The sequence below is a fragment of the Rhizobium ecuadorense genome (assembly GCF_001187535.1).
In the GTDB taxonomy this organism is placed as follows: domain Bacteria; phylum Pseudomonadota; class Alphaproteobacteria; order Rhizobiales; family Rhizobiaceae; genus Rhizobium; species Rhizobium ecuadorense.
The window spans coordinates 121,583-147,296 of record NZ_LFIO01000023.1; the positions used below are offsets into that span (position 1 = coordinate 121,583).

Annotated in this window: 24 protein-coding genes; 15 read left to right on the forward strand and 9 right to left on the reverse strand. The window is 62.6% G+C overall.

Annotation, left to right across the window (positions count from 1 at the left end):
• Positions 1 to 98: 98 nt before the first annotated feature.
• The 4 genes from lnt (at position 99) to trmB (ending at position 4,395) form a co-directional block, all read left to right on the forward strand.
• Complete coding sequence (gene lnt / locus AF337_RS01295) at positions 99 to 1,703, forward strand: apolipoprotein N-acyltransferase (RefSeq protein ID WP_049730707.1); 1,605 nt, start codon at positions 99 to 101, stop codon at positions 1,701 to 1,703.
• A gap of 148 nt (positions 1,704 to 1,851) precedes the next feature.
• Positions 1,852 to 2,265: a helix-turn-helix domain-containing protein gene (locus AF337_RS01300; protein WP_049730708.1), complete on the forward strand. Its 414-nt coding sequence runs from the start codon at positions 1,852 to 1,854 to the stop codon at positions 2,263 to 2,265.
• Between the two features lie 178 nt (positions 2,266 to 2,443).
• Entirely contained in the window at positions 2,444 to 3,697 is a 1,254-nt protein-coding gene (gene metK / locus AF337_RS01305) for a methionine adenosyltransferase (protein WP_049730709.1), read from the forward strand.
• Complete coding sequence (gene trmB / locus AF337_RS01310) at positions 3,694 to 4,395, forward strand: tRNA (guanine(46)-N(7))-methyltransferase TrmB (RefSeq protein ID WP_049730710.1); 702 nt, start codon at positions 3,694 to 3,696, stop codon at positions 4,393 to 4,395. Before metK ends, trmB begins: the two co-directional genes overlap by 4 nt.
• A gap of 336 nt (positions 4,396 to 4,731) precedes the next feature.
• Here trmB and AF337_RS01315 read toward each other — a convergent pair whose 3' ends face one another.
• Together AF337_RS01315 and AF337_RS01320 are read right to left on the reverse strand one after the other, a co-directional pair.
• On the reverse strand, positions 4,732 to 4,989 hold the full coding sequence (locus AF337_RS01315; protein WP_003570822.1) for a BQ00720 family protein: 258 nt from the start codon (positions 4,987 to 4,989) through the stop codon (positions 4,732 to 4,734).
• A 47-nt stretch (positions 4,990 to 5,036) separates the two neighbouring features.
• Positions 5,037 to 5,462, reverse strand: a complete 426-nt coding sequence (locus AF337_RS01320; protein WP_049730711.1) for an Hsp20 family protein — start codon at positions 5,460 to 5,462, stop codon at positions 5,037 to 5,039.
• A 239-nt stretch (positions 5,463 to 5,701) separates the two neighbouring features.
• Here AF337_RS01320 and AF337_RS01325 point away from each other — a divergent pair, with 239 nt between their 5' ends.
• Positions 5,702 to 6,646 (forward strand): nucleoside hydrolase, encoded by a 945-nt coding sequence (locus AF337_RS01325; RefSeq protein WP_049730791.1) that lies wholly within the window; start codon positions 5,702 to 5,704, stop codon positions 6,644 to 6,646.
• 35 nt (positions 6,647 to 6,681) lie between these two features.
• Here AF337_RS01325 and grpE read toward each other — a convergent pair whose 3' ends face one another.
• Together grpE and hrcA are read right to left on the reverse strand one after the other, a co-directional pair.
• Positions 6,682 to 7,314: a nucleotide exchange factor GrpE gene (gene grpE, locus AF337_RS01330; protein WP_049730712.1), complete on the reverse strand. Its 633-nt coding sequence runs from the start codon at positions 7,312 to 7,314 to the stop codon at positions 6,682 to 6,684.
• A 111-nt stretch (positions 7,315 to 7,425) separates the two neighbouring features.
• Positions 7,426 to 8,514: a heat-inducible transcriptional repressor HrcA gene (hrcA, locus tag AF337_RS01335; protein WP_049730713.1), complete on the reverse strand. Its 1,089-nt coding sequence runs from the start codon at positions 8,512 to 8,514 to the stop codon at positions 7,426 to 7,428.
• A gap of 127 nt (positions 8,515 to 8,641) precedes the next feature.
• On the opposite strand from hrcA, the gene rph reads away from it, so the two are divergent.
• The 4 genes from rph to hemW are packed head-to-tail and all read left to right on the forward strand — an operon-like array spanning position 8,642 to position 11,640.
• A complete protein-coding gene (gene rph / locus AF337_RS01340; RefSeq protein WP_049730714.1) occupies positions 8,642 to 9,361 on the forward strand; it encodes a ribonuclease PH in 720 nt (239 codons plus the stop codon).
• Positions 9,358 to 9,783, forward strand: coding sequence for a VOC family protein (locus AF337_RS01345; protein ID WP_049730715.1), 426 nt, complete (start codon positions 9,358 to 9,360; stop codon positions 9,781 to 9,783). The genes rph and AF337_RS01345 overlap by 4 nt, the downstream gene beginning before the upstream one ends.
• The gene (gene rdgB / locus AF337_RS01350; RefSeq protein ID WP_049730716.1) at positions 9,784 to 10,428 is read left to right on the forward strand and encodes an RdgB/HAM1 family non-canonical purine NTP pyrophosphatase; all 645 of its coding nucleotides are present in this window, start codon (positions 9,784 to 9,786) and stop codon (positions 10,426 to 10,428) included.
• Positions 10,429 to 10,437: 9 nt separating this feature from the next.
• Positions 10,438 to 11,640, forward strand: coding sequence for a radical SAM family heme chaperone HemW (gene hemW, locus AF337_RS01355; RefSeq protein ID WP_049730717.1), 1,203 nt, complete (start codon positions 10,438 to 10,440; stop codon positions 11,638 to 11,640).
• Between the two features lie 135 nt (positions 11,641 to 11,775).
• On the opposite strand, the gene AF337_RS01360 is transcribed toward hemW, so the two are convergent.
• The 5 genes from AF337_RS01360 to mutM all read right to left on the reverse strand — a co-directional run bounded on the left by AF337_RS01360 (position 11,776) and on the right by mutM (position 17,614).
• The gene (locus AF337_RS01360) at positions 11,776 to 12,888 is read right to left on the reverse strand and encodes a saccharopine dehydrogenase family protein (RefSeq protein ID WP_049730718.1); all 1,113 of its coding nucleotides are present in this window, start codon (positions 12,886 to 12,888) and stop codon (positions 11,776 to 11,778) included.
• 164 nt (positions 12,889 to 13,052) lie between these two features.
• Complete coding sequence (gene dnaA / locus AF337_RS01365; RefSeq protein ID WP_049730792.1) at positions 13,053 to 14,603, reverse strand: chromosomal replication initiator protein DnaA; 1,551 nt, start codon at positions 14,601 to 14,603, stop codon at positions 13,053 to 13,055.
• Positions 14,604 to 15,459: 856 nt separating this feature from the next.
• The gene (rpsT, locus tag AF337_RS01370) at positions 15,460 to 15,738 is read right to left on the reverse strand and encodes a 30S ribosomal protein S20 (RefSeq protein ID WP_003570835.1); all 279 of its coding nucleotides are present in this window, start codon (positions 15,736 to 15,738) and stop codon (positions 15,460 to 15,462) included.
• Between the two features lie 191 nt (positions 15,739 to 15,929).
• Positions 15,930 to 16,703: an enoyl-CoA hydratase gene (locus tag AF337_RS01375; RefSeq protein WP_049730719.1), complete on the reverse strand. Its 774-nt coding sequence runs from the start codon at positions 16,701 to 16,703 to the stop codon at positions 15,930 to 15,932.
• 20 nt (positions 16,704 to 16,723) lie between these two features.
• Positions 16,724 to 17,614, reverse strand: a complete 891-nt coding sequence (mutM, locus tag AF337_RS01380; RefSeq protein ID WP_049730720.1) for a bifunctional DNA-formamidopyrimidine glycosylase/DNA-(apurinic or apyrimidinic site) lyase — start codon at positions 17,612 to 17,614, stop codon at positions 16,724 to 16,726.
• 149 nt (positions 17,615 to 17,763) lie between these two features.
• Between mutM and ubiE the strand changes: the two genes are divergently transcribed.
• The 6 genes from ubiE (at position 17,764) to AF337_RS01410 (ending at position 25,712) form a co-directional block, all read left to right on the forward strand.
• Entirely contained in the window at positions 17,764 to 18,540 is a 777-nt protein-coding gene (ubiE, locus tag AF337_RS01385) for a bifunctional demethylmenaquinone methyltransferase/2-methoxy-6-polyprenyl-1,4-benzoquinol methylase UbiE (RefSeq protein ID WP_049730721.1), read from the forward strand.
• Positions 18,541 to 18,591: 51 nt separating this feature from the next.
• Positions 18,592 to 20,166 (forward strand): 2-polyprenylphenol 6-hydroxylase, encoded by a 1,575-nt coding sequence (ubiB, locus tag AF337_RS01390; RefSeq protein WP_049730722.1) that lies wholly within the window; start codon positions 18,592 to 18,594, stop codon positions 20,164 to 20,166.
• Positions 20,167 to 20,367: 201 nt separating this feature from the next.
• On the forward strand, positions 20,368 to 21,954 hold the full coding sequence (locus AF337_RS01395; protein WP_049730723.1) for an aromatic amino acid lyase: 1,587 nt from the start codon (positions 20,368 to 20,370) through the stop codon (positions 21,952 to 21,954).
• Between the two features lie 23 nt (positions 21,955 to 21,977).
• Entirely contained in the window at positions 21,978 to 23,357 is a 1,380-nt protein-coding gene (locus AF337_RS01400) for a dihydroorotase (RefSeq protein ID WP_049730724.1), read from the forward strand.
• Positions 23,354 to 24,634 carry a Zn-dependent hydrolase gene (locus AF337_RS01405; protein WP_049730725.1) on the forward strand — a complete coding sequence of 427 codons (1,281 nt, stop codon included), beginning with the start codon at positions 23,354 to 23,356 and terminating at the stop codon, positions 24,632 to 24,634. The genes AF337_RS01400 and AF337_RS01405 overlap by 4 nt, the downstream gene beginning before the upstream one ends.
• Positions 24,615 to 25,712, forward strand: a complete 1,098-nt coding sequence (locus AF337_RS01410; RefSeq protein ID WP_049730726.1) for a thiohydantoin desulfurase — start codon at positions 24,615 to 24,617, stop codon at positions 25,710 to 25,712. Before AF337_RS01405 ends, AF337_RS01410 begins: the two co-directional genes overlap by 20 nt.
• The last annotated feature ends 2 nt before the right edge of the window (positions 25,713 to 25,714 follow it).

Sequence of the window (25,714 nt, forward strand, 5' to 3'; positions counted from 1 at the left end):
CCGCTGCACGGTTCCGGGCGATATGCATTAACGGGACAAGGAGCCGCTTTTTTGAAAGACTGCGAACGGGTTGATTCGCGGTTTTGATGGGAGTGCGCATGGAGCGGCTTGCGGACAGGGTTATCCTCGTCTGGGGTTTCAAACGGTCGCTGCTGGCCATCGCCGCCGGAGCATTCGCCGTGCTGGCGCTGCCGCCCTTCGGCTTCTTCGCGGCAATGTTCGTCTCCTTCCCGCTGCTCGTCTGGCTGATCGACGGGGCGGCGGCTTCGCCTGAAAGCGGCGTGTTCGGCAGGCTGTGGCCGGCCTTTGCCACCGGCTGGCTGTTCGGCTTCGGCTATTTCGTCGCCGGTCTCTGGTGGCTCGGCCATGCGCTGCTGGTCGATCAGGAGGAATTCGCCTGGGCGCTGCCGCTCGCCATTCTCGGACTGCCGGCCTGCCTGGCGATTTTCTACGGCCTGGCGGCCGCACTTGCCCGCATCTTCTGGTCCGACGGCATGGGACGGATCGCCGCACTTGCGGCCAGCTTCGGGCTGATGGAATGGCTGCGAAGCGTTGTTCTCACAGGCTTTCCCTGGAACGCCATCGGCTACGGCATGATGCCGGTTCCGCTGATGATGCAGTCGGCGCATGTGATCGGGGCGATGGGGGTGACGGCCCTTGCCGTCTTCATCTTCTCCGCGCCTGCCCTTGCCGGCACGCGGCAAGGCGCGCGGGCGGGTCTCGCGCTCGCCGTCCTGCTGTTTGCCGCCCATCTCGGCTACGGTGCTTATGCCCTCTACCTCGCGCCGCGGGCGGCGGCCTTGCCGGAGGATAAGCGGCCAGTGGTGCGGCTTGTGCAGCCTGATATCGACCAGGCGGCGAAGATGGACAATGACGCCGACCGCAATGCGATCTTCGAGACGCATCTGAAGCTGTCGGCCGAAACGCCGAAAAGCGGCGGGCGCAAGCCCGACATCATCGTCTGGCCGGAAACCTCGATCCCCTTCATCCTGACCGACAACCAGGATGCGCTGACGCGGATCGCCGATACGCTCGACGACAACCAGATTCTGATCGCCGGCGCGGTGCGCGCCGAAGAGATGGGACCCGGCACGCCGGCGCGCTACTATAATTCCATCTATGTCATCGACGGACGCGGTCAGATCGTCGCCGCCTCCGACAAGGTACATCTGGTGCCTTTCGGCGAATACCTGCCCTTCGAGGACCTGCTCACCGAATTCGGCATCCAGAACGTCGTCGAGATGCCCGGAGGGTTTTCGGCAGCAGTGAGCCGGCACCTGCTGGCGCTGCCCGGCGGGCTCAATCTCTATCCGCTGATCTGCTACGAGATCATTTTCCCCGATGAAATGACCGGCGACATCAAAGACGCCAATGCCATCCTCAATATCACCAATGATGCCTGGTTCGGTGCGACGCCCGGCCCCTATCAGCACTTCCAGCAGGCGCGTGTACGGGCTGTTGAAACCGGACTGCCGCTGATTCGCGACGCCAATAGCGGTATTTCAGCAATTGTAAATGCACGAGGGGAAATTGTTGCCGGCCTCGATCTCGAACAAACCGGCTATATTGATGCAACTCTTGATAGGTTCGGGGTGGAAGCCGGAACGACATTCCCCCGGCAAACATACTTCTGGTTGACCGAGGTCCTGCTCATTTTGATTGCGCTGGTTTCTCGTAGAGGTTTTATTTCCGGGTTGAATTGACCAAAAACCCCTAAAATTGCATAGTGATGACAATCGGCGTTCCGAACGTATGTTCAAAGGTGGGTTCTCACCGCTTGCAACGTGGCGTTTGGGATGGATCAGGGGCATGCCGGTTAAACAGGTTGAAATTCTTAGCTAGGGCACGACCATGATTGAAAACAAAAAGAAGCCGAATCCGATCGACATCCATGTTGGCAGCCGTATTCGTCTTCGCCGAACAATGCTGGGCATGAGCCAGGAAAAGCTGGGCGAAAGCCTCGGCATCACATTCCAGCAGATTCAGAAATACGAAAAGGGCACCAACCGCGTCGGCGCAAGCCGTCTGCAGAATATCTCGAACATCCTCAATGTTCCGGTTTCCTTTTTCTTCGAGGACGCGCCCGGCGAACATTCCGGCGGCGGCATGGCCGAGGCCTCCAGCTCGAATTACGTCGTCGATTTCCTCTCCTCTTCCGAAGGCCTGCAGCTCAACCGCGCCTTCGTCAAGATTTCCGATCCGAAGGTTCGCCGCAAGGTCGTGGAGCTGGTGAAGGCTCTGGCAGCCGAGGCCGACTCCGACTGAGCCACACCCATCGCAGAATCCGAAAGGCGGTCGAAAGGCCGCCTTTTTTGCGTTTTTAGGGCAAAATTTGTCACTTTGCCGCAGATATAAAGATATATTTATGTCCTTCTGCGCTTGTCATCAGGCCTCGAACTGAGTACCTACTAGGTAGCTTTTATTCTTTGAGGGGAATCCCGGAATGCGCGCGAATTATCTCTTTACCAGCGAATCTGTTGCCGAAGGTCACCCTGACAAGGTCTGTGACCGCATCTCCGACGAGATCGTCGATCTGGTCTACCGCGAAGCGGCAAAGACTGGCATCAATCCGTGGGGCGTGCGCATTGCCTGCGAAACCCTCGCGACGACCAATCGTGTCGTCATCGCCGGTGAAGTTCGCCTTCCCCCGAGCCTGATGAAGAAGGACAAGGACGGCAACGACGTCATCAACCCGTCGAAGTTCAAGGCTGCCGCCCGCCGCGCTATCAAGGACATCGGTTACGAGCAGGACGGCTTCCACTGGAAGAAGGCCAAGATCGACGTGCTGTTGCACTCGCAGTCGGCCGACATCGCCCAGGGCGTCGACAGTGCTGCCGACCAGCAGGGCGACGAGGGCGCCGGCGACCAGGGCATCATGTTCGGTTACGCCTGCCGCGAAACGCCGGATCTGATGCCGGCGCCGATCTATTATTCCCACAAGATCCTGCAGCTGCTCGCAGTTGCCCGTAAGAAGGGCGATGGCGAAGTCGCCAAGCTCGGCCCCGACGCCAAGAGCCAGGTGACCGTGCGCTACGTCGACGGCAAGCCGTCGGAAGCAACCTCGATCGTGCTTTCGACCCAGCATCTCGACGAGAGCTGGGATTCGAAGAAGGTCCGCGCCGTCGTCGAGCCCTATATCCGCGAAGCGCTCGGCGAACTGAAGATCGCCGACGATTGCAAGTGGTACATCAACCCGACCGGCAAGTTCGTCATCGGCGGACCTGACGGCGATGCGGGCCTCACCGGCCGCAAGATTATCGTCGACACCTACGGCGGTGCTGCGCCGCATGGCGGCGGCGCATTCTCCGGCAAGGACACGACCAAGGTCGACCGTTCGGCTGCCTATGCCGCCCGCTATCTCGCCAAAAACGTCGTGGCCGCCGGCCTTGCCGACCGCTGCACGATCCAGCTCTCCTACGCCATCGGCGTCGCCCAGCCGCTGTCGATCTATGTCGACCTGCACGGCACCGGCAAGGGTGTTTCGGAAGACCAGGTCGAAGCGGCGATCCGTGAGAATATGGACCTGTCGCCGTCGGGCATCCGCCGCCACCTCGACCTCAACAAGCCGATCTACGCCAAGACCTCGGCCTACGGCCATTTCGGCCGCAAGGCCGGCCGCGACGGCTCGTTCTCCTGGGAGCGCACCGACCTCGTGAAGGCACTCAAGGAAGCCGTGAAGACCAAGGCCGCTGCATGACGGATATGGAACGCCGGGGCCGGGCGACCGAAGCCTTTTTCGGTCGCCGCAAGGGAAAGGCCCTGCGCGAACAGCAGGCTGAAACATTAAACAGCCTGCTCCCGGCATTCCTCGTCGACCTCTCGGCGGCTCCTCCGGAGCCGCTGACCTCGCTTTTTCCGGTTCCGGTGGAGACATTGCGGCTGGAAATCGGTTTCGGCGGTGGCGAACACCTGATCCACCGCGCCCTGGAAAGACCGTCCACCGGCTTCATCGGCGTCGAACCCTTCGTCAACTCCATGCAGAAGCTTTTGTCGCGCGTCGGCGAAACGGGCGCGCGCAATATCCGCGTCTATAATGACGATGCGACGCAGTTGCTCGACTGGCTGCCGGACGCGTCGCTCGACCAGATCGACCTGCTCTACCCCGACCCCTGGCCGAAGCGGAAGCACTGGAAACGGCGCTTCGTCTCGAAGACCAATCTCGACCGCTTCCATCGCGTGCTGAAGCCCGGCGGCCTGTTCTGCTTCGCCTCCGACATCGACACCTATGTCAACTGGACGCTGCTCAAATGCCGCGACCATGGCGGCTTCGACTGGATGGCCGGCAACGCGGCGGATTGGCTGACGCCCTATGAGGGCTGGCCGAGCACGCGCTACGAGGCCAAGGCGCGCCGCGAGGGCCGGTCGTCGGCCTATCTGACGTTCCGGAAGATCTGAGTTTCAACGGCGGCTAGAGGGCAATAGCGACGGGCGTGCCGTGTGGCCCCCTCATCCGACCCCTTCGGGCCACCTTCTCCCCGCTGGGGAGAAGAAGGAGCAAGCTGCCTCCTTATCGATCCCATTGGATGACGTGCTTCTGAACGGCCGGGTTCGTTTGGGCAGCATCGGCGCGGCATTCTCCCCTCTTCTCCCCAGCGGGGAGAAGGTGGCCCGCAGGGTCGGATGAGGGGGTCACACGGCACCAACGACGATCAGTTTATCTCGAAGCGGCATCGCTACAAATGCCTGATGCACCGCAAAAAGCGGTGAAACGCGATAGACAGTATTCGACGGTCAGTGCAGGCTGACCGTCTTCAGTTCGTCCTCGGCAGCCTTGAAGAAGGTGCTGGAGCGGTTGTCCGTCAAGAGGATCGGCGTGCCGTCGGCGCCGAAGAGTGCCCAGAGATCGACATTCGGATCGATATCCGGCGCCTCGGGAAAACACTTGGCGACCTCTTCGGTGCGCATTTTTCTGATATAAGCGACCTCGCCGCTGCCGATGTGGGCAAGCTCGGATTTGGTCAAGTGAGACGTGGCTTCTTTCATCAACATTCCTGTTCCTCCGGAAGAAGGGACCAACGGTTCGACAAACCGTTGTGCTACTGTGAGACCGAAATGTTAATTTTCTTGACCATGCGCGCCGGCTCCGGGCGAATTAGATCGACGGAGAGCAGACCGTTCTTCAGACCAGCGCCGAGCACCTGCATGCCGTCGGCAAGAACGAAGGTGCGCTGGAACTGGCGGGCGGCGATGCCGCGATAGAGATAGTCCCGATCGCCCTGCTCGACCTGGCGACCGCGAATCAGAAGCTGGTTCTCCTCGATGGAAACATCGAGTTCCTCCTCGCCGAAGCCGGCGACAGCCAGGGTGATGCGCAGACGTTCCGGCGCGCCGCTGTCGGCGCCGATGCGTTCGATATTGTAAGGCGGATATCCGTCGCTTGCCTTGGAAATGCGCTCCAGCGTCTTTTCCATGGCATCGAAGCCCAGAAGCAGCGGGCTGGCGAAAGGGGTAATGCGGCTCATCTCTTTTCAAGTCCTTGATGCAAGCGACCATCCCGGACCTTAAGGGCAGCATCCGGATGCCGCTAATATGGGGACAGCACCCCGGCGCTGCAAGACGCGGGCGACGTCTCGGTGCCACCCCGCAATTTTAAGGTGGCGCCCCGGGGGCTGCTTGACAAAGCGCCTGCTGCCTCGCATCAAAACGTGCCGGCGCGCAATGTGCCGATTTGCGACGAGAAATGAAGAAAACGGTGCATCGGATGGCAAGCGCAAGAAAGATCATCATCGACACGGATCCCGGCCAGGACGACGCGGCCGCCATCATGCTGGCCTTCGGCAGCCCCGACGAGCTGGAAGTGCTGGGGATCACTACGGTCGCCGGCAATGTGCCGCTTGCGCTGACCAGCCGCAATGCACGCATCGTCTGCGAGCTCTGCGGCCGGACGCAGACGAAGGTTTTCGCCGGCGCCGACGCGCCGATCGCCCGCAAGCTGGTGACCGCCGAACATGTGCACGGCAAGACCGGCCTCGACGGCCCTGAACTCAGCGAGCCGACGATGGCGCTGCAGCAAGGCCATGCCGTCGACTTCATCATCGAGACGCTGCGGCGTGAGAGCGAAGGCACCGTGACGCTCTGCACGCTCGGGCCGCTCACCAATATCGGCTTGGCCTTGCGGAAGGCGCCCGACATCGCCCCGCGCATCCGCGAACTGGTGATGATGGGCGGCGGCTTCTTCGAGGGCGGCAACATCACGCCGGCGGCCGAATTCAATATTTATGTCGACCCCGAGGCCGCCGATATCGTCTTCCGCTCAGGCGTGCCGATCGTGATGATGCCGCTTGACGTCACGCACCAATTGCTGACCCGCAAAGACCGGGTGAAGCGGATGGCCGAGATCGGCACGGCGCCGGCAAAGGCGATGGTCGAGATGCTGGAATTCTTCGAGCGCTTCGATATCGAGAAATACGGCTCCGATGGCGGACCGCTGCATGACCCGACAGTCGTCGCCTACCTGCTGAAGCCGGAGCTTTTCGAAGGCCGGGAATGCAATGTCGAGATCGAGGTTCAGTCCGAACTCACCGTCGGCATGACGGTCGTCGACTGGTGGCATGTCACCGAGCGCCAGCGCAACGCCAAAGTCATGCGCCAGGTCGATGCGGACGGCTTCTTCGATCTTTTGATCGAACGCTTCGCCCGCATCTGATTTCAGCGTCCTTCTCCACAGGGAGAAGGTGCGGTTCAGGCGTCCTTCTCGTCGAACACGGAATTGGCTTCGGCTTCAACCGCCTTCGGGCCGCCCTTGGCAACGCCGACCATGGCCGGGCGCAGCACGCGCTCGCCGATGGAAAAGCCCGCCTGCACCACCTGGACGACGGTGTTGTTCGGCACATCCGGGTTCGGGACTTCGAACATCGCCTGATGGAAATTCGGATCGAATTTCTGGCCGACCGGCTCCAGCTTGCGAACGCCATGACGTTCGAGCGCCGAGAGCATGGCACGCTCGGTCATCTCCACGCCTTCGATCAGCGTGGTCAGGCCGGCATCGGCCGTATCCTTGGCCTCCGGCGGGATGGCATCCAGCGCCCGGCGCAGATTGTCCGAGACGGCCAGCATGTCACGCGCAAAACCGGCGACGGAATAGGACTTGGCATCCTTGACCTCACGCTCGGTGCGGCGGCGCAGATTGTCCATTTCGGCGGCAAGGCGCAGATAGCGGTCGCGCAGCTCGCTGTTTTCGGCTTTCAGAAGCTCGAGTGCATCAGGCTGGGGGGCCTCTTCCTGCGCGATATCGTTCTCGACGTAGGCGGCAGCGTCGGCTGCGGCATCGGCCGCAGTTGCGTCAGGTCCGTTTTTCGTCGTGTCATCGGTCATGACGGTCTCCGGTTGGTGTCTTCAGATGCGCCCGATATCGAGGTTTGACCGAAAAAAATCAAGTCTGCGTGACAAAGAAGCGAAAATTCCGCGGTCTTCGTCAAAGTGGCGTCAAAGCGGATTGCGCGAAAGCCGGGAGACGAGCTGGGCGGTGTAATCCACCATCGGCACGATGCGGGAATAATTCAGCCGCGTCGGGCCGATGACGCCGACGGCGCCGACGATGCGATCGTCATCGTCACGATAGGGCGCGACGATCAGCGACGAGCCGGACAGCGAGAAGAGCTTGTTTTCCGAGCCGATGAAAATGCGTACACCCGAGCCGGTTTCGGCCAGATTGAGGATCTCGATCAGGCTGTCCTTCTTTTCGAGATCGTCGAACAGCAGGCGCAGCCGGTCGAGATCCTCGGCGCCGGCAAGGCCTTCAAGCAGGTTGGCGCGGCCGCGAATGATCAGCTGCGCCGGCTTGCCGTCATCAGGGCTGCCGGCCCAGACGGCGATGCCGCGCTCGACGAGATCCCGCGACAGGGCGTCGAGCTCGTGACGGACGTTATCCTTCAGCTGGCTCAATTGTTTGCGCAGCTCCGGCAGGGTCTGGCCGGACATGTGGGCATTGAGAAAATTCGCCGCCTCGGTCAGTTGCGAGGAGGTGACGCCCGCCGGCAGTTCGATGATGCGGTTTTCCACCTGATCGTGATCGCCGACGAGCACGGCCAGCGCCTTTGTCGGCTCCAGTCGGATGAACTCGACATGTTTGAGCACCGGATCGCTTTTCGAGGTGATGACCAGGCCGGCGCCGCGCGAAATGCCCGATAGCATGCGGCTGGCCTCGTTCATCATCGATTCCACCGGATTGCCGCCGCTTTCGGCCCGCACCTGACGATCGATGCTGGCGCGGTCCTCGGCGGAGAGGTCGCCGACCTGCATGAAGGCATCGACGAAAAAGCGCAGGCCGATCTGGGTCGGCAGCCGGCCGGCGCTGATATGTGGCGAATAGATGAGGCCGAGATCTTCGAGATCGCTCATGACGTTGCGCACCGAGGCCGGCGACAGCGACATCGGCAGCAGGCGGGACAGGTTGCGCGAACCGAGCGGCTCGCCGCTCTCCAGATAACCTTCGACGATGCGCCGAAAAATTTCCCTGGAGCGCTCGTCCAGCGCAGCAACGGCATCCGAAACCGATGTCGACCTGATGCCCATGAAGCTTACGAACCCGCGCTGATGATACTTCCCGAAAAGTAAGTCAAACTCGCAGCCGTGGCAAAAGGGAATTTGCAAATGGGCGCCGCCAATCGTAGAAGCGGTCAACAAACCCCAGGAGATAAGAATGCGGCCTTCAGGCAGAAAAATCGACCAGATGCGCAAGGTCTCGTTCGAGCGCAATTTTTCCAAGCATGCGGAAGGCTCCTGCCTGGTGAAATTCGGCGATACGCATGTGCTCTGCACGGCCAGCCTCGAGGAAAAGACGCCGCCATGGCTGCGCAATACCGGCAAAGGCTGGGTCACGGCCGAATACGGCATGCTGCCGCGGGCGACCGGCGAGCGCATGAAGCGCGAGGCGGCGGCCGGCAAGCAGGGCGGCCGCACCCAGGAGATCCAGCGGCTGATCGGCCGGTCGCTGCGCGCCGTCGTCGATCTGCAGGCGCTCGGCGAACGCCAGATCACCCTTGATTGCGACGTCATCCAGGCCGATGGCGGCACTCGGACAGCCTCGATCACCGGCGGCTGGATTGCGCTTTACGACTGCCTGAAATGGATGGAAAGCCGCAACATGATCAAGGTCGACCGGGTCCTGAAGGATCATGTCGCCGCCATTTCCTGTGGCGTCTTCGCCAGCCAGCCGGTGATCGATCTCGATTACCTCGAGGATTCCTCGGCCGAGACCGACGCCAACTTCGTCATGACCGGCACCGGCGGGATCGTCGAGATCCAGGGCACGGCCGAAGGCACGCCGTTTAGCGAAGAGGAATTCACCTCGCTGATGGGTCTTGCCAAGAACGGCATCGGCGAACTCGTCGCCCTGCAGAAACAGGCAATTGCGGGATGAACCCCATGCTGGAAGGCATGTTGGAAACGGCGCTCTATGCGCGCGATCTCGATGAGGCCGAGGCGTTCTACGAGAACGTTCTCGGGCTCGAAAAGATCACCCGCGCCGCCAACCGGCATGTCTTCTTCCGCTGTGGCCCCGGTGTTCTGCTGATCTTCAATCCCGAGGAAACGGTCAAACCGCCGGCCCCCGACGCGCTGCAGGTGCCGCCGCATGGCACGAGCGGAGCGGGCCATGCCTGCTTCCGGGTCTCCGGCCGCAACATCGATGCCATGACTGAGCGGCTGAGAGCGGCCGGTGTGGCGATCGAATCCGAGGTGCACTGGCCGAATGGCGGCCGCTCGATCTATTTCCGCGATCCCGCCGGCAACAGCCTGGAATGCGCGGAGGCTAAAATCTGGGGCATCGAACAGGATATCTGAATGCGCAAGCTCGAAACGAAGACCATCGTCGTCGCCAGCCACAATGTCGGCAAGATCCGTGAGATCCAGGAATTGATCGGACCACTCGGCTTCACCGCCAAATCGGCAGCCGAGCTGAATTTCGTCGAGCCCGACGAAACCGGCACCAGTTTCGAGGAGAATGCGACGATCAAGGCGGTGGCCTCCGCCAATGCCGCAGGCATGCCGGCGCTTTCGGACGATTCCGGGCTGGTGGTCGACGCGCTTGACGGCGATCCCGGCGTCTACACCGCCAATTGGGCGGAGACATCGGACGGCACGCGCGATTTCGACATGGCGATGGCAAAGGTGGAAAAGGCGCTGCAGGATGCGGGCGCGACCAAGCCTGAACAGCGTACCGCGCGTTTCGTCAGCGTGCTCTGCCTTGCCTGGCCGGACGGCCACACGGAACTGTTTCGTGGCGAGGTGGAGGGCAGCGTCGCCTGGCCGCCGCGCGGCACCCAGGGCTTCGGCTACGATCCGGTCTTCCAGCCAGAGGGTTACGACATCACCTTCGGGGAAATGAGCAGCGAGGAAAAACACGGCTGGAACATCGGCAAGCCGCAGGCGCTGTCGCACCGGGCGCGCGCCTTCAAACTCTTTGTCGAAACCTGCCTGGAGGCATAAGGTCACTACGTGGACAATTTCGACACTCCAAGCCTCTCGCGCGACGTCGCACTGCTGCCCGATACCGGCGAGCCCGGCTTCGGCGTCTATGTGCATTGGCCCTTCTGCGCGGCGAAGTGTCCCTATTGCGATTTCAACAGCCATGTGCGCCACCAGCCGGTCGATCAGGAGCGCTTTGCAGCAGCCTTCCTGAAGGAGATGGCGACGGTCCGGGCAATGAGCGGGCCGAAGACGGTGACGAGCATCTTCCTCGGCGGCGGCACGCCGTCGCTGATGAACCCGGAAACGGTCTCCGCCATTCTCGACGGCATTGCGCGGCACTGGCACGTGCCTGATGGTATCGAGATCACCATGGAGGCCAATCCCTCGAGCGTCGAGGCCGAGCGCTTCCGCGGCTACCGGGCGGCCGGCGTCAATCGCGTCTCGCTCGGCGTGCAGGCGCTTGATGATCGGGACCTGAAGTTCCTCGGCCGGCTGCATGACGTCGCCGATGCGCTGAAGGCGATCCGGCTGGCGCGCGACATTTTTCCGCGCATGTCCTTCGACCTGATCTATGCCCGGCCGCATCAGACGGTCGAGGAATGGGAGAAAGAGCTGAGGCAAGCGATCTCCTACGCGGTCGATCATCTTTCGCTCTATCAGCTGACCATCGAGGAAGGCACGCCCTTCTATGGCCTGCACAAATCAGGCAAGCTGATCGTGCCGGATGGCGAGCAATCGGCCGTCCTCTACGAGGCGACGCAGGAGATCACCGCGCGCGAGGGCATGCCCGCCTATGAGGTTTCCAACCATGCCCGGCCGGGTGCCGAAAGCCGGCACAATCTGACCTATTGGCGCTATGGCGATTATGCCGGCATCGGCCCGGGCGCGCATGGCCGGCTGACGCGCGGGCCGGAAAAGATCGCGACGGCGACCGAGCGCAAGCCGGAAGCCTGGCTCGACATGGTCGAGCGCGACGGCCACGGCATTCTCGACGAGGATCGGCTCGGCTACGAGGAACAGTCCGACGAATTGCTGCTGATGGGGCTGCGGCTCAGGGAAGGTGTCGATCTCGCCCGCTGGCAGCAGCTTTCCGGCCGCGACCTCGACCCGAAGCGGGAAGAGTTTCTGCTCGAACACAAATTCATCGAGCGGATCGGCAATTCACGGCTGCGCTGCACGCCGGCGGGCATGCTGATCCTCGATTCCGTCGTCGCCGATCTCGCCTGCTGACATCGGACAACGGATTGTTTCCAACGCGGCGATGACATCAACGCCGCGTCGGAAAAACAATTCTCAGCCGTGGCTGCTGCATAATTCCTTACATCGAAATCGATTAAGGACAAAATTATGCAGCAATTCAAAGTGCTACAGCGTCCTTTGCGCGTCTGAAGAGGCGCGCGGCGCTGTAGTGGCGCCGGCCTTGAACAGGCTGCCGGTCGGCGTCTTCAGGAACATCTCCAGCGGAATATGCTCCTGGTGCAGGAAGCCGGTGGCCGGCAGCAGGCCGTCGCGGACCATTTCGATGACGGCAACGACGGAGGCCGAGGTCGTCCAGGCGATCGCCGTGCGGCGTGCGCCGGCAATCTCGATCGGGTAATAGGCGCGCACGAACTCCTTGCGGCGCAGGCTGCCATTCTCCGTGCCCTCGGCGGCGACATGGACATAGACGACATCGTCTTCAACAGGCGGCTTGGCGTTGGTCAGGATCTCGCCGGCGAGCTTGCGCTTGTCGCGCATCAAAAGCTCGTGGAAGAAGAAGTTCATCAGCTCCATATGGCCGGGATAACGCATGGTCTTGTAATCGAGATTGTCGATCTTGCCGAGCATGGTGTCGCACATGGTGCCGAGGCCGCCCGAGGTAGTGAAGGCTTCGAGCTTGACGCCGCCGACATAGACGGTCTCGTGCCATTCCATCGGCGAGACGAGCTTGCGCACCCCACCCTCGATGACCTCGCAATCGTTCAGATATTCGTTGACGACACCTTCAGGCGACCAGTTGAAGGCATAGCCCAGAAGGCCGGTCGGATGCTGCGGCAGGGCGCCGACGCGCATGCGGATCGAACGACAGCGCTCGAAGCCATCGGCAAGGCTTGACCCGACGATGCCGACGAAACCCGGTGCCAGGCCGCATTGCGGCGCCATCAGGCCGCGGGCGGTCTTTGACAGTTCGATGATGAAATTGGTGGTGGGAACATCTTCGGTCAGGTCGAAATAATGAATGCCGGCGAGATGGGCGGCACGCGCCAATTCGATGTTCAGATGGTAGGGAAGGCAGGAAAGCACCGCCTCGACATTCGACAGCAGCTCGCCGACCACTTGGACGTCGGCAATATCGCCGGCGCGGCACTTGAAGGGAACGTCGCTCAGCGGCAGTTGCGCATCGACGCCGATGACCTCGAAACCGCCCTCATGCAAAAGCGTGGCCGCCAGCCGTCCGACCTTGCCGAGGCCGAGAACGGCGATCTTTCTAAAACTCATCCATTATCCTCCCATGCGCCCTCTTCGGCGCTTCAGTCTTTGTCCGACGCACGCCGCTCCAAATCGGACATGCACGGGATGGCCGGAGGTATAGAATAAAAAGCTCATAAAGCAAAACGGCCGGAATCGCTTCCAGCCGTCAAAACCTTCCGAAAATCGGGTGGTTATTCGTTGATCAGCCGCTTCAGAAGCTCGACTTCGTGCGACAGCTTGGTGTCTCCGGAAATCAGCTCTTCGATCTTGCGCACGGCGTGCAGCACGGTCGTGTGATCGCGCCCGCCGAAACGGCGGCCAATCTCGGGGAAGGAGCGCGGCGTCAGCGTCTTCGACAGATACATGGCGATCTGGCGCGGCTTGACGATGACGCGGGTGCGGCGGTTCGAGACCAGTTCCTGGCGCGAGACGTTATAGTGCCTGGCGACGATGCGCTGGATATCCTCGATGCGCACGCGGCGAGGTTCGCCGGAGCCGACCAGATGGGCAAGCAGTTCGTCGACGCGCTCGATCGACAGGTTCGGTTCGAAGGAGCGCCGGAAGACCAGCTGGTTGAATGCGCCTTCCAGTTCGCGGCCGCTGGCCGTGATGTTGCGGGCGACGTGCTGCAGCAGGTCGGCCGGAATTTCGAGCGATGGATCTTCGAGCCGGGCTGCCGCAAGGCGGCGCTTGAGGATTTCGAGACGCATCTCATAATCCGGCGCGTCGAATTCGATCGCCACGCCGCCCTGCAGGCGCGACCGGACGCGAGGATCGAGCGATTCCAGCTCCCAGGGGGCGCGATCGGCGGCGACGACCACCTGCTTGGCGCTGTCGAGCAGCATGTTGAGGAGATGGCAGAATTCATGCTGGATCATCTTGCCCTGCAGGAACTGCATGTCGTCGATGATCAAGAGATCGATGTTGCGCAGCGAATCCTTCAGCGTCAGCGCGTCATTGTCGCGGATCGCCGTGGCGAAGCGCCACATGAAATATTCGGCCGTGAGATAGACGACGCGCAGTGCCCGCGGGTTCTGCACCGCCGCATTGGCGATTGCCTGCAGCAGGTGGGTCTTGCCGAGGCCGACCGCCGAATGGATGAACAGCGGATTGAAGCGCACTGCGCCGGAACCGGCTTCGGCGATCGTCTTCGCAGCCGCAAGCGCAACACGGTTCGAGCTGCCTTCGACGAAGGTGTCGAAGGTGAAGCGGCTGTCGAGCGGCGAACCGAAGAGCGGCGAGCCAAAGCTTGCGGGCCTTGCCGCAGCCACTGAGGAAACCGCCTGCTGGACGGCCTGGCCGGCCGGCTGGGCGCTTGCCGGGCGGCGCGCCTGGGGGGCAACGACCGGCTCGGGCTGGACCGCCTCATCGAGCGCCTTCGTGCCGCTGCGGGTCGCCGTGCGCACCAGGACTTCGATCTTCAGAATTTCCGGATCTTCGGCCTGGAACAGACCGGTGATGAGATCGAGATAACGATTGTTGATCCACGACTTCAGGAAGGTGGTCGGAACCGACAGGCGAACCACGCTCTTCGAGACCGAATGCAACTTCAGCCGGGCGAACCAGCTGGCATAGACGTCCGGACCGACCTGGGCCTTCAAGCGCGCGCTGACGCGCTCAAACAAGATGCCGTGCTTCATTTCCGCCTTTGCTTCTCCCACTTCGAGGCGAATGGAGCCAAACGCCTGCGGTGCCACATCCCCATTGTCGAGCCCGCCCGTCGTCATCGTATTCATCTGCATAATGCCGCCTTTCAATTCCACCGGGCGGCTTCCGCTAAAATAGCCGCCCGATTATTCCCCGCTTTGGCGAGCTGACGGCATCCTCATGAAGCCGCTTACCTGCCGGTTCACTCAAACACTGCCCCCGAAGGGACCGGCGCAGAATTCCGTTGCAGGAACCGCATTCATGCGGCAACCTTCATCGGCTTTCCGTGCCAGGCTGGCGGTCGATCCTCGTTTTCGACCGATCAGCCCGAACGCAATATCACTTTACCTTCTCCGGCAGCCTCGCGTTAAACGTGTGACCACCGAAGACACAAAACATCCCTGCCCGTAACAGCCACGTTACGGCCCAAATCCGTCAAGTGCTTGAAAAAACGGAAGCGCAAGGCTCCGTAACAAATGGCACAAACTTATCGCCCTGCCGACGTGGCAGTTAAGACCGAGCCTCTGCAGGTGATGTCCGCGCCCTTTGTTGGAAGCCATTTAGGCAGGATCAAATGGCAATATCAACGATGAATTTTACGCAAAATTAAGAAGCGGGCATTGACTCCGCCGGCCGTTTTCGGGCGTCACACCAGCGTCAAAAAAGAATCGCTTTTGAATCAAGGAGATTCCCCGTTCGGGCTATTTTGACACGCATGGAAAGAAAAAAAATAAAAATCTGCTTGACTCCCCCCTGCTCCCGGAAGCTCGGGGCAGAGTCGCGTGGCGTCAAAGCATCCTTGCGCAACTATTTGTTTTTAAACAGTTTTTCCTGTCATGGCATTGACACGAAACAGTCGCAGGATTAACCATAGAAGGGCTGATCGGCGGAATCGAAAAAGCCCGGTAAAATTACCGGGCTAATCATAAAGATGAAGACGTTAACGGAAGATTACGCGGTCGCGGTGACCGAAAGAGCCTTCACACGAGCGGCCAGGCGCGAGACCTTGCGCGATGCCGTGTTGGCGTGCAGCACGCCCTTGCTGGCGGCGCGGGCAAGCTCGGGCTGAGCGGCCAGGAAAGCTTCCTTCGCCTTGGCGGCGTCACCGGATGCGATGGCCTCTTCGACCTGGCGAACGAAAGTACGAACGCGCGAGCGACGAGCCTTATTGACGTCGGTACGGCGGGCGATCTTGCGGGTCGCTTTTTTCGCCGAAGTTGTATTGGCCATGGATGCCTCTCTCAAGAATTCGAACAAACTCCGCCATTACCGCGGGCCCTGCGGCCACAGAATCCAGCAATGCGGGAGCAATCGCGGAAAACCAAACCGGCTTTCCGAACCGTGGGCGGGCATATAACTCTAAAGCCGGCCCACGTCAACGCGGATTTTCAAGCTTTGCCATGACAAGCGGCTAAAAGCGTTCAACGGTGCTTAAAAGCCGGTTTGCGCTTCTCGACGAAGGCCGCCATGCCCTCCTTCTGGTCATCAGTGGCAAAGAGACTGTGAAACAGCCGGCGTTCGAAGCGGAGCCCTTCCTCCAGTGTCGTCTCGAAGGCGCGGTTGACCGCCTCCTTGGCCATCATCACCGAAGGCTGCGAGAGCGAGGCGATCTTTTCGGCCGCGGCGAGAGCCTCCTCGAGCAGACGCTCGGGCGCCACCACACGCGATACGAGTCCCGACCGCTCCGCCTCGGCGGCATCCATCATCCGGCCGGTCAGGATGAGATCCATCGCCTTCGCCTTGCCGACGGCGCGCGTCAGCCGCTGCGAGCCGCCCATGCCGGGAATGACGCCGAGGGTGATTTCCGGCTGGCCGAACTTCGCCGTCTCCGAGGCGATGATGAAATCGCACATCATGGCGAGCTCGCAGCCGCCGCCGAGCGCAAAGCCGTTGACGGCGGCGATCACCGGCTTGCGGGCCTTGGCGACCTCGTCCCAGCCGCTGATGAAATCGCTCTTATAGATATCGGCGAACTCCAGCGGCTGCATCTCCTTGATATCGGCGCCGGCGGCAAAGGCGCGCTCGGAACCGGTGATGACGATGGCGCCGACCGCCTCGTCGGCATGGAAGGCGGCATAGGCCTCCTTCAATTCCTTCAGGACGGTGGAATTCAGGGCGTTCAGCGCCTGCGGGCGGTTCAGCGTGACGAGGCCGACATTGCCTCGGGTTTCGACGATCAGGGTCTCATAGGCCATGCTGGTCTCCCGGTTCTCTCTTATTTCTGGCAGGCGGCGCAATAGAAGGTGGAGCGGCCCGCCTGGACGATACGGGCGACCGTACCGCCGCAGCCGGGCGTGCGGCAAGCCTGACCTTCGCGATCATAGACAGAGAAGGAGTGCTGGAAATAGCCGAGCGATCCGTCCGTCTGGATATGATCGCGCAGCGACGATCCGCCGGCGGCGATCGCATCGGCGATGACGTCGCGGATCGAGGCGACGAGCAGGTCCAGCTGCTGCTTCGGCCGGCCGCCTGCCGTCACCAGCGTACCGGCGGCGCGGACAGGCGAAAGATGCGCGCGCCACAGCGCCTCGCAGACATATATATTGCCGAGACCGGCAATGTTCTTCTGGTCGAGCAGCGCACTCTTCAAAGGCTGCGCCTTGTCGCGGAAGCGCTCGGCGAGATAGGCGGCGCCAAGCTCGTTTCCGGTCGGCTCCGGGCCGAGGTCGCGGAAGAAGGGATGGGCGGCGAGATCGGCGCGCTCCACCATATCCATGAAGCCGAAACGGCGCGGGTCGTTATAGACGACGCGGCAGGAGCCGCCCGGAGCGTCGAGGTGAAAGACGACGTGATCGTGCTTCTCGTCCTTCGAACGGGCATGATGAAATTCGCCCGGTGTCCCGGAGGCGACGCCCTCCTCGATGCGAAAAGAGCCGGACATGCCGAGATGGGAAATCAGCGTGTTGCCGTCGTCGAGATCGACCAGCAGATATTTGGCGCGGCGCCCAAGCCCGACGATGGTGCGGCCGGAAACCCTGTCGGCGAAAGCCTCGGGAAAGGGAAAGCGCAGATCGCCGCGGCGCAACTCCAGCCTGGCGACGCGAGCCCCCTCCATCGCCGGCGCCAGGCCGCGTTTTACCGTTTCGACTTCTGGCAATTCCGGCATCTTAACCCATCTGTATCTAACGTGTTTCAACCGAGGACGATGTGCGCTATAGCGCCAGTGGTCCGCGGAAAGCGCGGCCCAGTGATAACGTCGCGCGCGGTCTTTCGCTATGGCCTGCGCGGCTGAATATCAAGGAACGGAGCAGTCTGATGTCAGAAAGCCGCACTTCCGCCGATGGCGGCATGGAGACCTCCTACGGCTTCCGCGAGGTGTCTGACGGCGAGAAGCAGGGCCTCGTCAACCAGGTGTTCCACAAGGTCGCCAAACGCTACGACATTATGAACGACGTCATGTCGATGGGCATGCACCGCGCCTGGAAGGATGCGATGATTTCGGCGCTGAACCCGCGCAAGGAGCCGGGCTACAAGGTGCTCGACGTTGCCGGCGGCACCGGCGACATCGCCTTCCGCATCGTCGAGGCTTCGGGCCGGCAGGCGCATGCGACCGTGCTCGATATCAACGGCTCGATGCTCGGCGTCGGCGCCGAGCGGGCGGAAAAGAAGAAGCTTTCCGGCAATCTCACCTTCGTCGAGGCGAATGCCGAGGAACTGCCCTTCGAGGCTGCCAGCTTCGACGCCTATACGATCGCCTTCGGCATCCGCAACGTGCCGCGGATCGATGTCGCACTGTCGGAGGCCTATCGCGTCCTGAAGCGCGGCGGCCGGCTGCTGGTGCTCGAATTTTCCGAAGTCGACATGCCGCTGCTCGACAAGATCTATGACGCCTGGTCGTTCAATGCCATTCCGCAATTCGGCAAGGCGATCACCGGCGATGCCGAACCCTACCAGTATCTGGTGGAATCGATCCGCAAATTCCCGAACCAGGAGAATTTCGCGGCGATGATCCGCCAGGCCGGCTTTTCACGCGTCAGCTACACCAATTATACCGGCGGCATCGCCTCGCTGCATTCCGGCTGGAAGCTCTGAGGGAATGAGGGAAGAAAAAGAGACAAACCTCCCTCGGCGGGGCACTGTGGCATGAGCACTTTCGGGGCCTATTTCCGCCTTTGGCGCGTCGGCTGGGTGCTCGTGCGCGAAGGCGTCGTCTCGGCTCTGCCGTCCGAAGGGCTGCCGCCTCCGGTGGCGCTCGCCAAATCCTTCGTCACGATCTTCGAGCGCAGCAAGGCGCGGCACCAGAAGCGCAGCGACCGGTTGGCGCAAGCCGTCGAGCGACTCGGCCCCTCCTATGTGAAAATCGGCCAGTTCCTGGCGACACGGCCGGATGTCGTCGGCGTCGAATTCGCCAACGACCTGTCGCAGTTGCAGGACCGGATGGCCTTCTTTCCCTCGGCTGCCGCCAAGGCCAATATCGAAGGCTCGCTCGGGCGGCCGATCGGCGAACTCTATGCGAGCTTCGACGAGCCAATCGCCGCGGCCTCGATCGCCCAGGTGCATCCGGCCGAGGTCGAAACATCGGAAGGCCGCAAGAAGGTCGCCGTCAAGATCGTGCGGCCGGGCGTGCGCCAGCGTTTTGCCCATGACATCGAGGCGATGTATCTCGTCGCCCATATGCAGGAGCGCTTCCTGCCTTCGAGCCGGCGGCTGCGGCCGGTCGAGGTGACGAAGACGCTGGAACAGACGACGAAGATGGAGATGGATCTTCGCCTGGAGGCGGCCGCTCTTTCCGAGATCGCCGAGAATACCGAGAGAGATCCCGGCTTCCGCGTGCCGAAGGTCGACTGGGAGCGAACGGGGCGCGACGTCATCACCATGGAATGGATCGACGGCACGCGCATGTCCGACGTCGAGGGGCTGCGCGCGGCCGGCCACGATCTCAACCTGCTTGCCGATACGCTGATCCAGTCCTTCCTGCGCCATACGCTGCGCGACGGCTTCTTCCATGCCGACATGCATCCGGGCAACCTCTTCGTCGATGCGGGTGGCATGATCGTCGCCGTCGACATGGGCATTGTCGGGCGGCTCGGCAAAAAGGAACGGCGGTTCCTAGCCGAAATCCTCTATGGTTTTATCACCCGCGACTATATCCGCGTCGCCGAGGTGCATTTCGAGGCCGGCTATGTGCCTGGCCACCACAATGTCGAGAGCTTCGCCCAGGCGATCCGGGCGATCGGCGAGCCGATCCATGGGCAGCCGGCCGAAACGATTTCGATGGGCAAGCTCTTGACGCTGCTTTTCGAAGTGACCGAACTCTTCGACATGGCGACGCGGCCGGAGCTGGTGATGCTGCAGAAGACCATGGTCGTGGTCGAAGGCGTGTCGCGCATGCTCAATCCGCGCTTCAACATGTGGAAGGCTTCCGAGCCCGTCGTCGGCGACTGGATCCGCACCAATCTCGGGCCGAAGCGGATCGCCACCGATCTCAAAGATGGGCTGAAGGCGGCGGTGAAGCTTGCCGAAGCCGTGCCGGAAATCGCGGCGAAGACCGAAAAATTCCATCACCAGCTTCTGCATATGAGCGAACACGGCTTACGGTTCGACGAACAGACGGCGGAGGCGATCGGCAAGGCCGAGGCGCGGCATAACCGCTCGGCCAGGATCGCGCTTTGGGTCATCGCATTGACGCTTCTCTATATTGCCTGGATGGTGAGCTGATCCGTCGGTAAAAACATGCTGTGTTCGGCATTTGGGATATCCCATGTGACGGAGGGCTCGCTTAGTCTCGCCGTTAGAGCATGATGCCGAAAAGTGTAAGCGGTTTCGGGCGACATCATGCTCTAACTCTTTAATTTAGAACAGGATTCAGGTTTTCTGCCGGACCGGCCTAAAATCATCCTGTTCTAGGAGATATGGCACATGCAGCACGAACGCCTTGGCATCGAACTTTCCGGACGGCCGCTCGGTTTTGCCGAGATGGCGGCGATCGGTGCGGGCAAGGCGACGATATCGGCTTCGGCGACCGGCATGGCCCGCATCGCCATTGCCCGGGAGATCGTCGAGGATGCGATTGCTTCAGGCATGCCGGTCTACGGCTCGACAACAGGCGTCGGCGCCATGAAGGATGTGGAGTGGTCGGCCGACGAACTCGACACCTTCAACCTCGGCCTGGTGCGCGCCCATCATTTCGGCACCGGCACGCCCTTTTCCTGCAATGTCGTGCGCAACGCAATGGCGATCCGCGTCAATACGGCGTTAACCGGCCAGGTCGGCTGCACGCCGGAGCTGATCGAAGCCTATATCACCATGCTGGAAGCCGATCTGATCCCGGTCGTGCGGCGCACCGGCTCGATCGGCTGCGCCGATATCGGCCTGATGGGGCAGATCGGCGCGGTGCTGACCGGCGTCGGCGAAGCGGTCTATCGCGGCAAGCGGATGCAGGCGGCCGACGCCTTCCGGGCGGCCGGACTGGAGCCGGTGCGGATGGCGCCGCGCGACAGCCTCGCCTCGCTCAGCATCAATGCGGTGAGCTTTGCCGCGGCTGCGGAAACGACGCGCAATGCCGCCGCCTCGATCCGCATCCTGCTGGCGACGGCGATGATGGCGGCCGGCGCGCTCGGCGCGTCCCGCGATCCCTGGAAGGCCGTCCGCCATGTCGGCACGGCGCGCGAGGCGCTGATCGGCGCCTGGCTCTGCAACGCCTCCGACGACTGGAACTGGCCCGTCGCGACGCATGTGCAGGATCCGCTCAGCCTGCGCATGATCGCCCAGGTATTCGGCGCGGTCATCGAAAACCTGCTGTCGACAGGCCATAAAATCCTTGCCGCCACCGGGCGTTCGGACGACAATCCCGTCGTGGTCGAAGGCCGGGTGATGACCTCGGGCGGCTCGCTGCCGCTCGATGTGACGATCCTGCTCGAATCGGCCGCACTCTGCATGGCGCATGCGGCGCGCAACGCCTTCAACCGCTGCGTCATTCTCGGCAATGGCCAGCGGCGCGACCTGCCGGTCAATCTCGTGCCGCCAGGGCGGATCGCCACCGGTTTCGGGCCGATCATCAAGCTTGCCGGCGAGATTTTTTCGCGCGTGCTGTCGATGTCCAATCCGGTGTCGGCGCAGTCGCTGGTGGTGGCCGCCGGGCTGGAGGACGAGGCGGCCTTCCTGCCGCTGGTCATCGAGCGCTTCGAGCGCCAGATGCAGGCGCTGAAGCGTCTGGCAGCGCTGGAGGCGCTGCTGTCGGCCCAGGCGATCGACATTCTCGGCGACGAACCGAAGGGCGTCGCCGCCATGCTTTACGACGTCGTGCGCAAACATGCGGATTTCTATATCGTGGACAGGCCGCTTTCGGCCGAGGTGGAGGCAATCGAGGAGGAGCTCGGCTCGGACGACTTCCTCTCGAGGCTGACCGAGCAGGTTCCGATCGCCTCCTTCGACGATTTCTTTGCGCTCGGATCACTGGAGCATATCGAGGAGCGCCTGGCCCACCACGAGGCGCAGGCACTCTGATCTCAGCCTGGGGAGGAAGCGTGATGGACTTCGATCTCGTTCTGCAGGGCACGGTGGTGCTGCCGGACCGCATTCTCGAAGCGGGTTATGTCGCCGCCCGCGACGGCAGGATCGCCGAGGTCGGTCTCGGCGTGCCGCCCGCGGCGCGCGAACGGCATCTGCTCGGCAAAGCGTTGATCCTGCCCGGCGCGATCGACGCGCAGGTGCATTCGCTTTCCCAGAAGGACCAGGAGGATTTCGTCTGGTCGACGCGTTCGGCGGCAGCCGGCGGCGTAACAACGATCGTCGACATGCCCTATGACGAGGGCGATCTTGTCTGCTCGGCGGCGGCGGTCAAACGCAAGATAGACCATGCCGGGCAGCAGGCGCGCGTCGACTTCGCGCTTTACGGCACGGTCGATCCGGAAGAAGGCCCGGCGCGGATCGGCGAGATGGTCGAGGCAGGCGTTGCCGCCTTCAAATTCTCGACTTTCGGCACCGACCCCAAGCGTTTTCCACGCATTCCGCCGGCTCTGCTCGACGCCTGCTTTGCCGCCATCGCGCCGACGGGACTGACGGCGGGTGTGCACAATGAGGATGACGAGGCGGTGCGCAGCTATATGGCTGCGGTGAAGGCGAGCGGCATCACCGACTGGCAGGCGCATGGCCTGTCACGGCCGCCGATTACCGAACTCTTGGCGATGCATACGATCTTCGAGACGGGAGCTGCCACCGGCTGCCCGGCGCATGTGGTGCACTGCTCGCTCGGGCGCGGCTATGACATTGCCCGCGCCTATCGGCGTGACGGTTTTGCCGCGACCGTCGAATGCTGCATCCATTATCTGACGCTCGACGAAGAGAACGACGTGAAACGCCTCGGCGGCAAAGCGAAGATCAATCCGCCGCTGCGGCCGCGCGCCGAGGTGGAGAAGCTCTGGCGGAAGGTGACCGAGGGCGACGTCTGGCTGGTCTCCACCGATCACGTCAGCTGGTCGGAGAACCGCAAGACCAATCCCGATATGCTCGCCAATGCCTCCGGCGTTCCGGGCCTGGAGGTGATGGTGCCGCTTTTCGTCAAAGGCGCCAGCGAGCGCGGCATTCCGCTGACATGGGCGGCGAAGCTGATGGCGGAGAACCCGGCCAGGCATTTCCGCCTCGACCATATCAAGGGGGCGCTGACGCCGGGCAAGGATGCCGATATCATCGTGCTGGAGCCGCGGGACAGCATCTATGACGCGTCTGCCAGCGGCAACAACGTCGTCGGCTGGAGCGCCTATAACGGCATTCGCCTGCCGTGGAGCGTTGCGGCCACCTATCTCAGGGGCGAAAAGATCGCCGAAGGCGGCAAGGTGCTGGCCGAACCCGGCACCGGGCGGTTCGTCCGGCCGCTGCCGCGCCAGGTTGTTGCGGGAGCGCCTGCATGAGCCGCAATCTGCCCGTCGATGCCGGCCGGATCGCCGCAGATCTCGAGGCGCTCGCCGCAATTACCGAGCCCGGCCATCCCTGGACGCGGCGGGCCTTCACGCCGCTCTTTCTCGAAGGCCGGGCCTATATCGAAGCGCGGATGAAGGCGGCGGGGCTGGAAACGAGGATCGATGCCGCCGGCAATCTGATCGGCCGGCGCACGGGCCGCAAACCCTGGCTCGGCACGATCATGCTCGGTTCGCATTCCGACACGGTGCCGGATGGCGGCCGCTTCGACGGCATTGCCGGGGTAATTTCGGCGCTTGAGGTGGCGCGCGCGCTCAGCGACCGGGCGATCGAACTCGACCACGATCTCGAGATCGTCGACTTCCTTGCCGAGGAGGTGAGCATCTTCGGCGTCTCCTGCATCGGCAGCCGGGGGATGACCGGGCAATTGCCGGAGGCCTGGCTTTCGCGTGTCAGCGACGGGCGCGACCTGGCCGACGCCATCGCCGAGCTGGGTGGCACGCCAGGCGTGCTGGCGCAGCAGAAGCGGCCCGATCTGGCAGGCTTCCTCGAGCTCCATATCGAGCAGGGACCGGTGCTCGAAGCCGAACGGGAGGACATCGGCATCGTCACCGCGATCTCCGGCATCACCCGCATCGAAATTGCCGTCGAGGGGCGGGCCGACCATGCCGGCACGACGCCGATGGATCGGCGGGCGGATGCGCTGGTGGCGGCCGCCCAGCTGGTGCTCGACATCCGCAACGCCGCCGCCGAGCTTGCCAAGATGCCGGGCCACTTCGCCGCGACGGTCGGTGAACTCAGGATCGAGCCGAATGCCGCCAATGTCGTACCGTCGAAAGTGGTGCTGCTGATCGACGGCCGCGCCGAAATCCGCGACGATATGGAAGCTTTCTGCCGCTGGCTCGACGGTCATGTCGAAAAGCTCGCCGACGCCTATGGCGTGACGATCAAGCCGCCGAGCCGGGTGTCCGACAATCTGCCGACGCCGGGCGATGCCGGGCTGCTGTCGACGCTGGAGGCCGCCTGCATCAGCGTCGGCGCCAAACATCGCCGCATGGCCTCCGGCGCCGGGCACGATACCGCCTGGATCGCCAAGGTGGCGCCGGCGGCGATGATCTTCGTGCCTTGCCGGGACGGCCGCAGCCATTGCCCCGACGAATGGGCCGACAATGACGATATCGCGCTCGGCGCCGCCGTGCTGTTCGAGGCGGTGCACGAAATGGACAGAGATTTGAACCAGGAGAAACCGGATGGGACGCATACTGGTTGAGAAGGACGTGGAAGCAGCCGTCAAGGGCGGCTCCGTCTATGCCGCCGGCGGCGGCGGCTGGGCCGATCATGGGCGAATGCTTGGGTTTGCCGCCGTCACTATCGGCAAGCCGGAGCTGGTGTCGATCGACGAGCTGCAGGATGACGCCTGGATCGCCACGGCGGCGGCGATCGGCGCGCCGGCCTCCACCACGCCCTGGGAAATGCAGGGCATCGATTATGTCAAAGCCGTGCAATTGCTGCAGGAGGCGTTGGGTGAAAAGCTTTCCGGGCTGATCATCGGCCAGAACGGCAAATCCTCGACGCTGAACGGCTGGCTGCCTTCGGCGATCCTCGGCACCAAGGTGGTCGACGCGGTCGGCGATATCCGCGCCCATCCCACCGGCGACATGGGCTCGATCGGCATGGCCGGTTCACCCGAGCCGATGATCCAGACCGCCGTCGGCGGCAATCGGGCCGAGAACCGCTATATCGAGCTGGTGGTAAAGGGGGCGACGGCGAAGATCTCGCCGGTGCTGCGCGCGGCCGCCGATCAATCCGGCGGTTTTATCGCCAGCTGCCGCAACCCGCTGCGCGCTTCCTATGTCCGTAGCCATGCCGCACTCGGCGGCATCTCGATGGCGCTGGTGCTCGGAGAAGCGATCATCGCGGCGGAAAAGCGCGGCGGATCTAATGTTATCGATGCGATCTGCAAGACGACGGGCGGGCATATCCTCGCCGAGGGCGTCATCTCTCGAAAGGACGTCGTCTACACCAAGGAAGCCTTCGACATCGGCACGGTCACCGTCGGCACGGGCGCAAAATCGGTGGCGCTGCATGTGATGAACGAATATATGGCGGTCGACGATGCGAATGGCGCCCGGCTTGCGACCTTCCCCGCGGTGATCACCACGCTGTCGCCGGAGGGCGAGCCGCTCAGCGTCGGCCAATTGCAGGAGGGCATGCATGTGTTCATCCTGCATGTGCCGAAGGATATCATTCCGCTGTCGGCAAGCGTGCTCGATCCCACCGTCTATCCCGTCGTCGAAAAGGCGATGGGGATAGAGATCGCCCGCTACGCTTTGGAAACGAAGGCCTGAAC